This window comes from Armatimonadia bacterium (assembly GCA_039679385.1).
Classification (GTDB): Bacteria; Armatimonadota; Zipacnadia; order Zipacnadales; family JABUFB01; genus JAJFTQ01.
Map to the genome: position 1 here is coordinate 15,405 of JBDKVB010000178.1, position 14,447 is coordinate 29,851.

Below are 14,447 nucleotides of genomic sequence, written 5' to 3' on the forward strand. Positions count from 1 at the left end.
GCATGAAAGCCAAGAGGCGAGCAACAACGCTGGCAGGCATCGGCACCGCGATCACGGTGCTGCTGGGCGCCGTTGCTATTCTGGTCTATGTAAGCGGGACGAACGGTGTCGCCGTGCACTTCTTCTACATCCCGATCATCTTCGCCGGCTTCGCCTTCGGAGATGTGGGTGCTGTGATCGTGGCCCTGGCGGCCGCAGCGCTGTGTGGTCCCTGGGCACCGAGTGAGGTGACCGCAGCCGGCCCCATCGAGCAGCCCCTGCAGGACGTCATTCTGCGCGCACTCATCTTCTTCGTCATCGGGGTCGCTTCGTCGCGCACCTTTGCCGAACTGAAGCGACGTCTGCGGGAGATCGACACTCTCTACGACGTGGCTCGGAGCATCACCTCGTCCTTGCGGATTCGCCAAGTGCTGAGCGCCATCACCGAGCATGCCGTCGGTGTGACCAACGCCAAGGCCTGCGCCATCCGCCTGCTGAATAGGGACTCCTCTGAGCTGGAGTTGGCTGCGCAGTACGGCCTCAGTGACGAGTACAAGGACAAAGGCCCCGTCTCTCTCGATGGCAGTGAACTGGACCGCCAGGTGCTGGCCGGTGAGGTCATCGAGATCGCCAACGTGGCGCGGGACCCGCGGTTCCAGTACCCGCAGCAGGCGGCCGAAGAGGGCATCGCCTCTGTCCTGAGCGTTCCCCTGATGAGCAAGGACGATGCCCGGGGTGTCATCCGCATCTACAGCGCCAGACCCCATCGGTTCCGCCTGCGTGAGATTGAGCTGGTCCAGGCCTTCGCCCGGCAGGCGGCCATTGCGATCGAGAACGCCGAGCTGTACGAGGACATCCGGCGGAACTACTTCGAGACCGTCCGGGCCCTCACGATCGCGATGGAGGCCAAGGACAGCGCGACCTACAGCCACTCGGAGCGCGTAACCGAGTTGGCTGTGCAGCTCGCGCAGAAACTGGGCATCACCGACGATGACCTGGAGCTCCTGCGCTTCGGCGCGATGCTCCACGACATCGGCAAGATCGGCGTCGCGGAGTCAGCGCTGGAGGATACCGACCGCATCAGCGAGGGGCAGATCTTCTACCGCATGCACCCGCTCATTGGCCGCAGTATCCTGCAGCCCATAACCTTCCTGGCGCCGGTGCTGCCCGTGGTGGTTTCGCATCACGAGTACTGGGACGGGACCGGCTTCCCGCAGGGCCTCAAGGGCGACGACATCCCGCGGCTTGCGCGTATCGTGGCCGTCGTCGACCGCTACGAGCGGCTGGTCAACCCCGGCTTCACTTCCGAGCATGACCCGATCACGCCTCGGGAAGCCCTCGACACGATCATGGGCGAGTCCGGCCATCGGTTCGACCCGCAGATCGTCTCGGTTTTCAGTTGGATGCAGACCCATGCCGATAAGCCGACCAAGAAACCTGCCGAGGAGGATGCTGCTGCAGCAGTCGCCCCGGGCAGTGCTAGCTCAGAGGATGGGAAGTCAACCGAACCGGCGTCATGACCCCGACCGGGAGGAACACCGTGAGCATCGTCTGCCGCCGGCGGTCGGCAGTGCTGATAGGGCTTGCTCTGATCGCCATAGTGCCCTGCCATGCTCGGCCCATCGACGACGCTCGCAAGCTCGTGGGTAGCACCTGGTATACGGTATCCTTGCTGGACCAGCGCGCAGGATATGCGCGATCCGACACCACCCTCGTGACCTCCGCGGCGGGTCAGCCGCAACTGCGGGTGGTGGAGCGGATGCGTGCCCGGATCCAGCTCGCCGGGATGCCGGAGGCACTAACTCTCGACAGCGAGGTCGCCACCTACTACGACGCCGACCTGCGTCCGGAGCGCATGGTTATGCGCAATGACGAGTTCGGACGTGTGCGCGAGGTGGAGGCCGTACTGCGCGATGGTAACCTCGAGGTGACGCTGCGAGCCGGCGGCGAGGAAGCCCACAAGGTCGTGGCGACGACGCCCGCCTATGGTTCCGAGATGCAGCTGACCCTGGCGATCCTCCGAGGCGAGGCAAAGCCCGGCGACCACTTCGATGTGGAGGTGTTCAACCCCGAGTTGGTTGCCATCGACCACCACAGGGTGGCGGTGACCGACCGCGTGCAGCTACCCGACGGGCGTGCGGGCTACCGGGTCACCTCGACCAGCAGTCTGGTGCCGGTGGAGACCGTCAACGTCATCGCCGCCGACGGCACGCTCGTGTCCTCCTCGACGGCCTCAATCCTCAAGATGCAACTGCAAGAGGCCACCGAGACCGAGGCCCTCGCAGCGGCAGCGCCCCTCGTCTTGTCCAGCAGCATCCCCACCAACAAGGACATCGCCGACTACCGTCACCTCGCGCTGCTCAAGGTGCGACTCCGAGCGGGCGCTATTGGCGTTGGCGACCTGATTCCCGCGACGGTGCGCCAGGAAGTAGTCGCTGAGGATGGGGCGGTTGTGGTCACTGCGCGGCGCCTGCCCCGCGGGACCCGGAGTATCCCCCGGCCGGTGACCGGACCTGAGTTTGCGCCGTTTCTGGCGCCCTCCGAGCTGGCCCAGGTGAACGACCCCGGCATCCAGGCGCAGGCACGGGAGATCGTCGGCGAGGAGAAGGACTGCCGACGGGCTGCCGAGCGAATCGTGCATTGGGTGTTCGAGAACCTGGAGAAGGTAAAGAGCGAGCCGCGGCTGGTCTCGGCGCGCGAGATCCTGAGCCAGAAGAGCGGCGATTGCACGGAGCACGCGATTCTGTGCGCGACGCTCTGCGCAGCAGTCGGGATCCCGGCCAAGATGGTGACCGGCATCGCCTACGCTCACGGCGCCTTCTACTACCACGCCTGGAATGAGATCTACGTGGGCGAGTGGGTGGAGATGGACGGTGCCTGGGATGAGGCCGCCGTCGGTGCCGGGCATATCCGGATGACCGCCGGAGGGCTGGCGCCGGAGTCTTTGGCGAAGCTGGCTCTCGGGGCCGGACGGACTCTCGGTGCGCTGTCCGCCGAGATCCTCGACTACAAGCAGGACTGATCGGAAGGTTGCCAACTCGCCTGCTGCGGAAGGTCACAGGTCGGCGGGCTCCTCGCAGTACCCTACCTCACCAATCACACGGACGGGTGATCACATGAAGGCTTGCTTTTCCACCCTTGGCTGCCCGGACTGGAAGGTTGACCAGATACTGGCGTGCGTGAAGGACCTCGGCTTTGAGGGGATCGAGATTCGCGGGCTTGAGGGCGAGATGTTCGCTCCGAAGAGCCCGCATCTGCAGCCGGATTCGCGCTTCCTGCAGGAGCTGGAGGGTCTCGGGTGCGCCGTCGCGGGTCTTGGGAGCTCAGCGTCCTTCGGCAAGCCCGCCGAGGCGCTGGCGGAGTGCCGGGCCTACGTCGATGCGGCTGCGGCGATTGACTGCAGGCTGGTGCGCGTGTTCGGAGGGCGCGTCCCCGAGGGGATGGATCATGCCGAGGGAGCGAAGGCCCTTGCCCCTGCTCTGCGTGAGGCCTGCCAGTATGCGCAGGAGAAGGACGTCATCGTCGGGCTCGAGACCCATGACGACTGGTGCCGGGGCGACGAACTCGCGCTGATTCTGCAAACTGTGGATCACCCGGCGCTGCAAGTGATCTGGGACATGCACCACTCGTACCGGCATGGCGAGGCGCCCGCGGAGACCCAGGCAGCCCTGGGCAATCGGGTCGTGCACGTGCACCTCAAAGACGGGTTCGAGCGCGAGGGAAAGGTCGACTACCGGCTCTTCGGCGAGGGCGACCTGCCCCTGGTAGAGATGCTGCAGACGCTCAAGGATGCCGGGTATGAGGGGTTCCTCTCGCTGGAGTGGGAGAAGAAGTGGCATCCGGAGATCGCGGAACCTGAAGTCGCCTTCCCGCAGTTCCGGGCTAAGCTAACGGAACTGCTGTCGCAACTGGCCTAAGCAAACCCGCCGCCCCTGGCCCGGGCTACCTTCATCTTTGTCACGTGGTGCCGCCATGCGCAGACTGTTGGTCCTGCTCACGCTATCCCTGGGGTTGGCCGGTCTCGCCCACTGCCAGCCGGCAAAGAACACGGAGGAGAAGCCGGAGGAGCGTCTGGTTCCGGTCCTGGGGAGGATCCTCTGGGCCAAGCATGACCTCTCGAAGGCCCAGATACGCCTCTATGCCGACCCGGAGCAGCGCAAGCTCATCGACGTGTATCCGACCGGCGGGCCCAACGGCGCCTTCGTGATGGCGCTCGGCGCCGGGACTTACTACCTCATGGCCTATGCCGATGATGACGGCGACGGAAAGGTGAGCCCCGGCGACGGCATCGGATTCCTGGGAGTGGTCGACGAGGAGACCGGCCCGCAGCCGCTGGTGGTTGATGCAGGGGCGAACGCCCTGAGCGTGAGCATCCCGATCAGCCTGCGCGTGAACGAGGACCTGAGGCTTGAGCCGGTGCCGGTGCAGCCGCCCGAGTTCGTTCCGAGCGCCATGCAGAGCGGAGTCAGCGGAAAGGTGGAGGGCCTGCTGGAGGCGTCCGGCGAGAGACTCGTGCTGCTGGTGCCGCTGACGCTGGGCAATCCTCCGCAGGTGGCCACGGTCGCCGCGGACGGGAGCTTCTCGATCGTGTGCCCGCCGGGCGCGTACCAACTGATGGCGATCGAGAACCTGGACCAGTCGGAGGCGATCGATACCGGCGACCTGTTCGCGCTGCTGGACTACTCGCCGCGACTGGGCGTGTCCCTGCCAATTCTGCGGCTGGATGGCGAGCGTCCCGTGAAGGATATCTCGCTGGGTCTGGACTGGGCACTGGCCTCCGACGGACGGCTGCGCACCGGTGACGGCGCCGAGCTTGGCCCGCGGATCATGCCCGCCAGCCTGCCTGCGGTGATCAGCGGGACCGTCCTGCGCCGTGGTCAGCCCGTGCCCGGCGCGATTCTGCACGCTTATGCCGATCCGTCCCTGCGGGAGTTGCGTCAAGGCGCCAAGGCCGATGCCCAGGGGCGCTTCACCATGGCTCTGGACTCGGCTACCTACTACCTGACGGCGTTCCGCGATGTCGACGGCAATGGGTCGTCGAACACCGGCGATGAGCTGGGGTGCTTCGGCGTAACCGAGGCTGATCCCTCGGCGCCGCCCAAGGCGCTGACCCTCAAGGCCGCCGAACTGCGGTCGAAGGTCAACCTCGATCTCGTCGCGAGCATTGATGCCGACGGCAAGCCGGCAGCCCTGCCCGCGGAAGCGGAACCGTAACGCAGGCAGGGCGTCTTCCGGTCTGTTGTGGCTAAGGGATCTGGTCCTGGATGGGTGCGCGCTGGCGGAGGGGCAGGACGGGATCGTAGACGAAGTCCTTCGTCCGGCGGGCGAACTCCTCGCGGGCCTCCTTGAGCAGCTTCGCGTCTGTCAGCAGGTCGTAAGCGGTGAGCCCGAGGACCTGGACGGCGACGGCCAGGCCCTTCATGGCTGCCGGCGCGACGGACTGCAGGTGGACGAGGTAGTTGTGCCCCGGCGTGCCCTGCGCCCAGCAGGCGGTGTGAAGCACTGCCAGCGGCGCGATCCAGCTCACGTTGGCCTCGTCGCTCGAGCCCGCTCCCCTCGACGTGCTGATCTCCCGCACCTTCGAGTCAAACTCCCCCGTGATCCCAAGACTCTCCGCGAAGGCCCGGTCCTGCTTCGTGAACTTCGGCCCACCCACCAACTTCAGGTTCGCATCGAGGGCGCCGGCGATGGCGTCGTTTGCCAGGCGGTCGTAGCAGACGCTGAGGAGCGTGCGCTTCATCCGCGTGCCGGTGGCCAGGGCTGCACCACGCGCACAGTCATGGACCCGACGACTGACCTCGGCGACCTGCGGCCGGTCGGTGCCGCGCACGTAGTACCAGCTTCGCGCATAGGAGGGCACCACGTTCGGGGCCTTTCCGCCATCCATGATCGCGTAGTGGAGGCGGACCTGCGGCGGGACGTGCTCGCGGAGGAAGTTGACCGCAACGTTCATGATCTCGATGGCATCGAGGGCGCTGCGACCATCGTGAGGGTTCCCGGCGGCATGGGCAGTGCGACCGAAGAACTCGTAGGCCAGGGAGTCCATGGCGGTGCCACTGCCGCTGCTGGCTTCGTTGTGGACCCCGGGATGCCAGGCCAGACAGGCATCGAGCCCCTCGAAAGCGCCATCCCGGGCCATGTAGGGCTTGCCGACGAGGGTCTCCTCCGCCGGGCAGCCGAAGAGCCTCACCGTTCCCGGAATCTGCTGGGCCTCCATCACCCGGGCGAGGGCAATCGCCGCAAAGGTGCTGGCGGCGCCAAGGAGATTGTGGCCGCAGCCGTGTCCGGGGCCCTTTCCACCGGGGCCACAGTCAGGAAGGGCGTCATACTCGGCCAGCAGACCGATCACCGGGCCACCGGAGCCGTAGTCGGCGACGAAGGCATTTGGAATCAGCGGGAACTGCTGCGTGATGCGGAAGCCGTGGGCGACCAGTCGCTCCTGCAGGAGCGCCGCCGATCGCTCCTCGCGCATCGGCAGCTCGGGGTTGTTCCCGATGGACAGGGCGACCTCTTCGGACTCTTTGCGCAGCCGTCGTGCCTCGGCGATCAGGTTCTGCTTGAGGGCATCCACGAAAGGCGTCTCCTCTCGGCACGATGGGGACCGCCCCTGCAGGGCCGTCCCCATCTCGTTGCGTATCCATTGATTGTCGGTGAGGCAGACGGCCGGTTAGCCGCCGATGGTCCAGGTGTATGCACGACGCGGCAGCAGCGTCAGCTGCCCGGTGGAAGCCTGCGCTTCCCCCATCACGATGCCGTACTCGTAGTCGCCTGAATCCAGGTCGCGGGTCTCCGAGGTGCGTCCGGCGGGGATCGCCCACATCTGCTGAGCGCCCTCTCGCTCCATGACGACCATGATGTTCTGACCCGTCTGGTTCACGACCCTGAGGGTCGGGCGGTCGCTCTCGGTAGCCACGCTGGTGAGGCCGGGCTGTGCGAGCGCCGGAGCCGCTCCGCCCGCAGTCGTGGTGACGTTCAGCCTGCCCTCGGAGGCTTTGTACTGGAACTTCCAGCCCATGAGGTAGCCGATGGCCTCGATGGGCATGTACACGCGGCCATCATACCAGCAGGGCGCAACCGGGAGCTTCACGGTCTCCTCGCCATAGTCGGCGAGGTTCGAGCCCAGCATGATCTTGAGGACCTTCGGGCCGCCGGCGAGGGTCATCAGGCGGCTGTTAAGGGCGCTGCGAGTTGCCCCGAGGCCGAAGTACTCGGCAGCGGTCACCGGGACCATGAGCTGGCCCTTCATGCGGACGGCCAGGGGGCCCAGGTCGGTGTCGCGGCCATTGACGGCGATCTTGTACCAGGGCATCTGCGGGTAGCGATCTTGCTGGCCCGGGACGAGAAGCCAGTAGCCGGTGCTGAGAGCGGGCTTTACGCCGGGGACGCAACGGTCGCAAGGCTCTGCCCGGTAGCCGGCATAGCCCTGCTCCTCGTTGATGGGGAACTGCGCGAAGGCGGCAACGGCAAGCAGCGAGAACCCGACGATCAGGCCAGTGGTGATGGCGCGGCGTGTCATGCTCCGATCCCTCCCAGTTGCGGGTCAACTCCAGCCAAGGACGATGGGGCAACCTGCAGGGAGAGCCCGAACAGGGGCCCTCCCCGCAAGGGTTTCTAGAGCTTGACGATGCCGCCGGTCTCCAGGCTCTTGTGCACACCGGCAGCGATCTTGGTGGCCTCGAGGCCGTCCTGACCGGTCGGATAGCCGCTCAGATCGGCGATCTTGGCGCCGTCCAGCAGGACACCAAGATTGTATGCGAAGTCGGCGATGGAGTCCATACCATAGCCTTCCCAGATTTCGCGTCCCTGTTTGTCGAACTTCTGTCGCAGGAAGCTCTTGTTGTGGGTCTCCATTCCGGCCTGTGCCGTCTTGCCGGAGAGGATGCCGGGAGCATCCTTGGAGATGCAGGTGATCGTGCCGCGATCCTGGGAGTCGCACTCGAGCATGCCGTGAGTGCCGACCAGCCGGATGCCCTGGTTCACAACGGCCTCGAACTCGTAGGGCAGGATCCAGGAGGTGTCGAAGGAGACGGTCGCGCCGTTCTTGAAGGTGACCTTGGCGCTGACGCTGTCCCAGGTGTCTACGCCGAGGCTCTGGAGCCGGGCCTTGCAGCCGGTGGCCCAGACTTCGGCGCCGTCGGAGCCGATGAGGTAGCGGGCCAGGTCGTAGAAGTGGATGCCCAGGAACCAGGCCGGGGACGACTTGACCGCCCAGCCGGGGAACCAGTCTTTCGGCACCTCGATGCGGTCCTCCATGTGCGCATAGCCGTACTGGATCGCGCCGAAGTCGCCGGCGTCGATCTTCTGCTTCATGGCGATGTGGTACTCGTCATAGCGCTTGTGGAAGTCGACCATGAGCAGGATCCCGGCCTTCTCGCAGGCATCGATCATCTGCTGGCAGCCATCGACGGTGACGTCCAGGGGCTTCTCGCAGAGCACGTTCACGCCAGCCTCAGCGGCGGCCAGGACGACGTCCTTGTGGAAGGGGTCGGGCGTGACGACGGTGATGCCGTCCAGCTTCTCCTTGGCCAGCATCTCATGGTAGTCGGCGTACGGAGTGAAGTTGAACTCCTTGGAGCGTTCGTCAAGCAGCTTCTCGTTCAGATCGGCGGCGGCGACGAGTTCAGCGGCACCGATGTAGCCGAGCTGCCGGAAGCAGCGCAGGTGATTGATGCCGAAGGTTCCGATGCCAACAACGCCGATGCGTGGAATTGCCATGACATGTGCCTCCCAACAGACTTAGGGCCGACCGAAAGGCGGTCCGGGAAATCAGATGACGAAAATCTCTTCTTCCCCACTGCAGGGCCACCGACCTTCCGCCTCACAGCAGGACTCGGCACAGGCTACCAGAATTGCCAGGCTCCCTGCAAGAGCACCCAGGCGGCGAGCGCGGCATTTGCAGCGGCATGGGCCACGATGCAGGTGAACAGGTCGCGCCGCCAGTACAAGAGCAGGTTGAAGGCGGCGCCACAGAAAAGTGCGGCCAGCCACTCATGATGGGTCAGCCCGAAGAAGGCGACGGTGGCCAGAAAGGACAGCCAGGTGAATCGGCCAATCGGGACCGCGGCGAAGTTGTCCTTCACCAGGAAGCGAATCAGCCAACTGCGCCAGAACAGCTCCTCGAAGACCGGCACCAACAGCACAGCTCCGATGAGGCGGAACAGCAGGGCCACAGGCGGCGGCACAAGGGAGCCCTCCGCAAAGGGATCGAAGGCACCCGTGAGCTTGTCGGCATGTTCGAAGTGCTGCAGGCCTGTCTGCTGGAGAGCCCTCCACTCGTCGCTTGATTGCGGGTAGAAGGGGTCGAGGCCGAGCCAGGCCACGATGACCAGCACACCCACCAGGGCAGCGACGACCAGTGCCGACGACCAGCGCACAGACACCTCGGTGTAGCTGCGGCGGTAGTGCCACAGCAGGTAGCCGACCACGAGCACCTTCACGAGGTAGACCGCCGAGCGGTAGGTCTCGGGAAGGTAGTCGGCCGCCATCGTCAGGACCCCAAAGGCGGCGTAGGGGACCACGTAAGGCAGCGCCTCGGCCAGAACATCGCGGTCCTGTCCGGGCTTCGCGCTGGTCTGCGGGGCCCCGGAGGGGTCCTGAAGCCCGCTCACGATTTGTCCGCCTTTGAGGAGCCCCAACCCCAGGCAGTCTGAGGTTGACTGAGGGTCGGCCGCGGTGGCTCCTGTCCGGGAGTGAGGGTGCTGAGCAGGTCTACGGAGGCGTCCTCGATCTGCCCGCCGGCCTCTGGCACGAGCTTGCTGCTCATGGCGAGGCGAGTCTCGTAGCCACCGCCTCGCGAGCTGAGTGCTTCGGCGGTCGGGACATAGCCCACGCAGCCGTTCGCCAGCTCGACCACCCAGGTGTAGGGGAAGCTCGACCGGGCCTTGATGTTGAGGCCGAACCGGCAGAAGTACTCGGCGGGATTGGCGGCATAGACGGCCGGGCCGATCTGGATCGCCTGGATCTCGGCCGGGACTTCAGGCTCCCACTTGTTGGCCTCGTGGAGCAGGACCTCATCGCGGGCGAAGACCCAGTCTCCGCCCTTGTCAGGCTCGGTGCGGACCATCTTCAAGGCGGCCTCGAAGCGCTCCTCGGAGACCTCACGGGGCCTGAGCTTGATCCGGCGAGTGACGGCCGCAAGGGGAGTGACCTCACCGGGCTCTGCGTCGGCAAGGACCTTGAGGGCCTCCGCACCAACCTTGTGGCCGACGCGACGGGCCCACTTCTCGCCGAACTCGCGCTCCTGCATCGAGAGGTTGTCGACCTGGGTGATGTCGCCGCAGGCGCCGTTGAGGAAGACCACGGTGGCCTTCGGATTCAGGGAGTCGGTGATCAGCGTCCGCATCCAGTAGGGCCAGTCGGCGGACAGGCCGCCACTGAAGACGGTACCGTGGCAGGTGAAGTTGACGACGGCGCCGAGGAACCGGCCCTCGGGTGTCCAGGCGCTGAGGACGCCGACCTCCGGATCCACGGGACCGGCAGGCTCGAGGATGTCAGGGTTGCCCTTGCCCGGGTGCGTCGTCTGAGTTCCGTCTTTCATCCTGAAGCGGCGGTTGAAGGCCACCGTCTTCTCCTCGCCGCGACCGAAGGCCAGCAGGGCCCGTTGCTTGCGCTGATCGGCGAGGAGGACGGCTGTGGCGATCTGGGCGCTGAGGTCGCGCAGGTACTCAGGGTCGGCCGCCATCGCGTGGTCCTGGGCCAGCTTCTCGCACAGTTCCGGGTCGAAGGCCTGGGAGAACTCACCTGGGACCGCACCCACCGAGGGACCGGCGTTGTGGCTATGCGAGCACCCGACCAGGACGTTGGTCGCCGGGATGCCGCTGCGCTCCTCGATCATCTCGCGGGCGGCCTGGACGGTAGAGTGGCGGATGGAGAGAGCATCGACGCCGACGAGGGCAACTCGCGTGTCGCCGTCGCCGATCACTACTGCGCTCGCCAGCAGCGGATCATGGACGCTGGTGCCGTAGCGCTTGCCGAGGCTGCCGGGGACCTCCTTGCCGAGTGGCGGGGTGATGTCCGCGACAGCAAAGCCTACGAGCATGGCAGCTGCCTCCTGTCAGAAGTGCTAAGGGCACCGGCCTGGTCATCACAGGTCGCCGGAGCTCCAGCCTAGGGCGGTGCAGTGTTCCGCTCTGAGGGTACGAGGGCCTCCCTGCAGGGGTCGTCTGGGAGGGACAGACGAGCGAGTGGGTCAGACGGCTTCCTCTGCCGGTAGCTGCAGCGGGTAGTCCGCGTGCCTGTAGAAGAAGCGGATGAACTCGTTGTAGACGGCCGGGGCGATGTCGGGGCCGATGCTGTGACTGCCGAGCACCAGACCGCCCTCCTTGCCGGCCGAGAGCACGTCGAGGACATGCCTGTGCAGGGCCGACTCGTCACCGGCAGGCAGGATGACGGAGTTGCAGATCCCGCCCACGAGGGCAAGGCGATTGCCGTACCGGGCTCGCAGCTCACTGGCCCGCAGTCCCGCTCGGGGTTCGACCGGGTTGATGCCGTCGAACCCAAGGTCCACGAGCAGGTCCAGCACGGGGCCAAGGTTGCCGTCGCTATGGAAGATGATCTTGCGGGCCCCGGCGGCGCGGAAGGCCTTGATCATGTAGGCCCAGGCCGGGGCGAGCACCTTCTCGGCGGTCCGGGGAGAGAACATGGGGCCCTGCAGGGAGGCCATGTCGTCGTAGACCCAGATCCCGGTGTCGTACAGGTCCCAGCGGCGGAGCTCCTCAAGACCGATGGAGGTCAGATGCCGGGCCATCCAGAGCGCAAGCTCGGCAGCGAGGTGCGGATCGGCCGCCAGGTCCATCAGGTAGTTGGCTTCACCGCGCAGGAAGCAGGTGCGTATGAAAGGCCCGCCGACCTTGGCGAAGACGCAGTAGCGCTGCTTCCACTGCTCCATGACAGGGTCGAGGTGAGCGTAGCGGGACTCGCTCTCCGGGGGATCGATCGGCAGGTCGGCGAAGCGAGAGGGATCGAGCAGGTCGTCTTCGAGCTGTCGGCTGAAGTAGGCGCCCTTCGTCTCGGAGATCACGCGTCCCCAGCCGTCGCGGCGGAGGGTAGTGTCGGGGGTCTGCGCAAGAACCTCGGCTCGTGAGGGTGCGAGGGTCTCGTCACCGGCGGCGATGCGGATATCGACTGCGTAGTACTCAGAGGGGTCGGTTGTCGGCTTCAAGCTTAGGTCTGTACGCCAGCGGGAGACCCATTCCGGCCAGTAGGTGTCGAATAGGGGCACGCGGTCGGGCTGGCCAAAGTCCAGGGCCGTCATCACGCGTTCTTTGCTTGTCATCGGTACGTCCTCCGCCCCGAGGGGGCCTTTGGCGCCTCATATCCAGAGGCAGTACTCCTGGGAGATAGTCGTTTTGGGGCCGTGGCCGGGATAGACCACGGTGTCACCGGGAAGGGTGGTCACAAGGCGCTTCAGGGAGGCCCGGATCTGCGCCTCGCTTCCACCGGGGAAGTCGGTGCGACCCATGCCACCGGCGAAGAGCGTGTCGCCGGTGAAGACCACCTTGTCGAGGAGGAAGGAGCAGCTACCGGGTGAGTGTCCCGGCGTGTGCCAGACCTTGACGCTCAGGTTACCGACTTGCAGTTCGTCACCTTCGGCGAAGGTCCCGTCGACCTTGCAGGGCTTCGGGCGCATGCCGATGAGCAGCCAGTGCATGGGCGGGTTCTCGACGGCGTCGCGATCTGCCTCGTGAACCAGGAGACGGCCGCCGACCAGCTGCTGCACCTCGCGGTTGGCCTCGATGTGGTCGGGGTGACCGTGGGTGTTGAGGATGCAGTCGATCTGCAGGTCGTAGCCGGTGACGGCATCGGCGATCTTCTTGGCATCCCCGCCCGGATCGATGATGAAGCCGTGCTTGGTGGCGTCACAACCGACGATATAGCAGTTGGCCATCAGTTGGCCGACTTCGAGGCACTGAATCGTGATGCTCATGGGTGGATTGACCTGCGCGGAGGGAGTGAGTGGCTACAGGTGCTCGGCCCCGAGCCTAGCCAAGGACGCCGTTTGACGGCCCACGAAGGTCCTCATCGCCGAGGTCGGCGACCGGGGCCCCCTGCTCGGCGCTCCAGCCACAGCGGAGGCGCACGCGACGCACATAGTCGAGGTCGTACTCATCCAGCAGTCCGGCGTAGTCGTACTGACGCTGGGCTTCCTGCTCCAGGCCCATCATGGATAGCTGCTCGGCGAGCAGGAACCTGTAGGCGGCGTTGCGCGGCTCGATGCGGACGGTGCGCCGGAAGGCTCGCAGGGCCTCGTCATTGCGCCCCTGGACGGCATACACAACGGCCAGTCGCACGTGATAGAAGTCGTCGGCCGGTGCGTGGCGGCAGGCGAGTTCGTAGCTTCGTGCGGCCTCGGCCCTGCGTCCCTGGCGCAAGCGGACCTCTCCGAGCTTGAAGTGGTAGAAGGGGTCCTCGGGAGACAAGTCGACGGCACGCAGGAACTGCTCCTCGGCATCCTCGTGTTGCCCCAGGAGGAGGAAGAGCTCACCGAGACGGTAGGCGTAGTACGGGCGCTCGGGGTCGCAGGAGACAGCAGACGACATGGCCTTGAGGGCCGCCCTCGCCCGTCCGAGGGAGAGGAAGAACTCGCCCAGGGAGAAGTGGCACTCGGCGTGACGCGGCTCCGTCTTGAGTACCTTGCGGTAGGCGCGGTAGGCCTTCGCCGGCATCTCGTTGGCGAAGTAGGTATCCGCCAGGGCGACCCGGGCTGCGACGTTGCGACCATCGAGCTCAGTGGCACGCTCGTACTGCTCGATGGCCTGATCGAGCAGCCCTTCCTGAATCAGTTGATCGCCGATGCGACGACGGATTTCCGCTTGTCGCTTCTTGGCGAGGCTCTTGCGCCGTTGGATTCGCTCGTTGGACGACATGGCTCGGATAGGGCAGCGCCCTAGAAGGCTCCTGTGGAATCCAGTAACAACGTGATTGGTCCGTCGTTGGTCAGAGCAAGGTGCATATGTGAGCCGAAGACGCCGCACTGCGAGGGCACCTGGGCTGAAAGCAACTCGCAGAAGTCGTCGAAGAGGCCGGTGGCGACCTCCGGCGGCGCAGCGTTCGAGAAGCCAGGCCTGCGACCTTTGCGACAGTCGCCGTGGAGGGTGAAGTTCGGGACCACCAGCACTTCTCCGCCGATGTCGAGCACTGACAGGTTCATCTTACCCTCCTCATCGGGGAAGATGCGCAGCCCGGCGATCTTGTCGGCAGTCCAGCGCAGGTCCTGGGGCGTGTCCGTCGGTCCGAAGCCGACCAAGAGGACGAGCCCCTGGCCGATCGAGGCATGCCGATTGTCATCGATGGTGAGCGTAGCCTCACTCACCCGTTGTACCACAGCGCGCAATCGCACGACCTCCCTTGCACATTAGGATGATACCTGCCGGGCAGACCTGAGTCAAACCACCCGCGTCGGCGCAGGAGTGTGACGACCTGGTCACCGAGGCTGGAAGGTGGGGTCCGTCGCATCGGTACCGAGGGCG

13 protein-coding genes are annotated in these 14,447 nt (G+C 65.8%); 4 read left to right on the top strand and 9 right to left on the bottom strand.

Annotated elements, in window-relative coordinates; translation table 11 throughout:
• Positions 1 to 2 precede the first annotated feature (2 nt).
• The 4 genes from ABFE16_20220 (at position 3) to ABFE16_20235 (ending at position 5,193) form a co-directional block, all read left to right on the top strand.
• Positions 3 to 1,499: an HD domain-containing phosphohydrolase gene (locus tag ABFE16_20220; GenBank protein MEN6347627.1), complete on the top strand. Its 1,497-nt coding sequence runs from the start codon at positions 3 to 5 to the stop codon at positions 1,497 to 1,499.
• Positions 1,500 to 1,519: 20 nt separating this feature from the next.
• Positions 1,520 to 3,001: a transglutaminase-like domain-containing protein gene (locus ABFE16_20225; GenBank protein MEN6347628.1), complete on the top strand. Its 1,482-nt coding sequence runs from the start codon at positions 1,520 to 1,522 to the stop codon at positions 2,999 to 3,001.
• Between the two features lie 94 nt (positions 3,002 to 3,095).
• Positions 3,096 to 3,896: a sugar phosphate isomerase/epimerase family protein gene (locus ABFE16_20230; GenBank protein MEN6347629.1), complete on the top strand. Its 801-nt coding sequence runs from the start codon at positions 3,096 to 3,098 to the stop codon at positions 3,894 to 3,896.
• A 55-nt stretch (positions 3,897 to 3,951) separates the two neighbouring features.
• Complete coding sequence (locus ABFE16_20235; GenBank protein ID MEN6347630.1) at positions 3,952 to 5,193, top strand: hypothetical protein; 1,242 nt, start codon at positions 3,952 to 3,954, stop codon at positions 5,191 to 5,193.
• Between the two features lie 31 nt (positions 5,194 to 5,224).
• Here the strand turns inward: ABFE16_20235 and ABFE16_20240 are convergent, their stop codons facing one another.
• The 9 genes from ABFE16_20240 to dtd form a co-directional block, all read right to left on the bottom strand.
• Entirely contained in the window at positions 5,225 to 6,550 is a 1,326-nt protein-coding gene (locus tag ABFE16_20240) for an amidohydrolase (GenBank protein MEN6347631.1), read from the bottom strand.
• 96 nt (positions 6,551 to 6,646) lie between these two features.
• The gene (locus ABFE16_20245) at positions 6,647 to 7,495 is read right to left on the bottom strand and encodes a copper amine oxidase N-terminal domain-containing protein (protein ID MEN6347632.1); all 849 of its coding nucleotides are present in this window, start codon (positions 7,493 to 7,495) and stop codon (positions 6,647 to 6,649) included.
• A 95-nt stretch (positions 7,496 to 7,590) separates the two neighbouring features.
• A complete protein-coding gene (locus ABFE16_20250; GenBank protein ID MEN6347633.1) occupies positions 7,591 to 8,694 on the bottom strand; it encodes a Gfo/Idh/MocA family oxidoreductase in 1,104 nt (367 codons plus the stop codon).
• Positions 8,695 to 8,819: 125 nt separating this feature from the next.
• Positions 8,820 to 9,587: a CAAX prenyl protease-related protein gene (locus ABFE16_20255; protein MEN6347634.1), complete on the bottom strand. Its 768-nt coding sequence runs from the start codon at positions 9,585 to 9,587 to the stop codon at positions 8,820 to 8,822.
• Positions 9,584 to 11,017, bottom strand: a complete 1,434-nt coding sequence (locus tag ABFE16_20260; protein MEN6347635.1) for a hypothetical protein — start codon at positions 11,015 to 11,017, stop codon at positions 9,584 to 9,586. The genes ABFE16_20255 and ABFE16_20260 overlap by 4 nt, the downstream gene beginning before the upstream one ends.
• Positions 11,018 to 11,167: 150 nt before the next feature.
• Positions 11,168 to 12,253 carry a uroporphyrinogen decarboxylase family protein gene (locus ABFE16_20265; GenBank protein MEN6347636.1) on the bottom strand — a complete coding sequence of 362 codons (1,086 nt, stop codon included), beginning with the start codon at positions 12,251 to 12,253 and terminating at the stop codon, positions 11,168 to 11,170.
• 36 nt (positions 12,254 to 12,289) lie between these two features.
• Positions 12,290 to 12,904, bottom strand: coding sequence for an MBL fold metallo-hydrolase (locus ABFE16_20270; protein ID MEN6347637.1), 615 nt, complete (start codon positions 12,902 to 12,904; stop codon positions 12,290 to 12,292).
• Positions 12,905 to 12,959: 55 nt separating this feature from the next.
• Complete coding sequence (locus ABFE16_20275; GenBank protein ID MEN6347638.1) at positions 12,960 to 13,844, bottom strand: tetratricopeptide repeat protein; 885 nt, start codon at positions 13,842 to 13,844, stop codon at positions 12,960 to 12,962.
• Positions 13,845 to 13,864: 20 nt separating this feature from the next.
• On the bottom strand, positions 13,865 to 14,311 hold the full coding sequence (gene dtd, locus ABFE16_20280) for a D-aminoacyl-tRNA deacylase (GenBank protein MEN6347639.1): 447 nt from the start codon (positions 14,309 to 14,311) through the stop codon (positions 13,865 to 13,867).
• Positions 14,312 to 14,447: the final 136 nt, after the last annotated feature.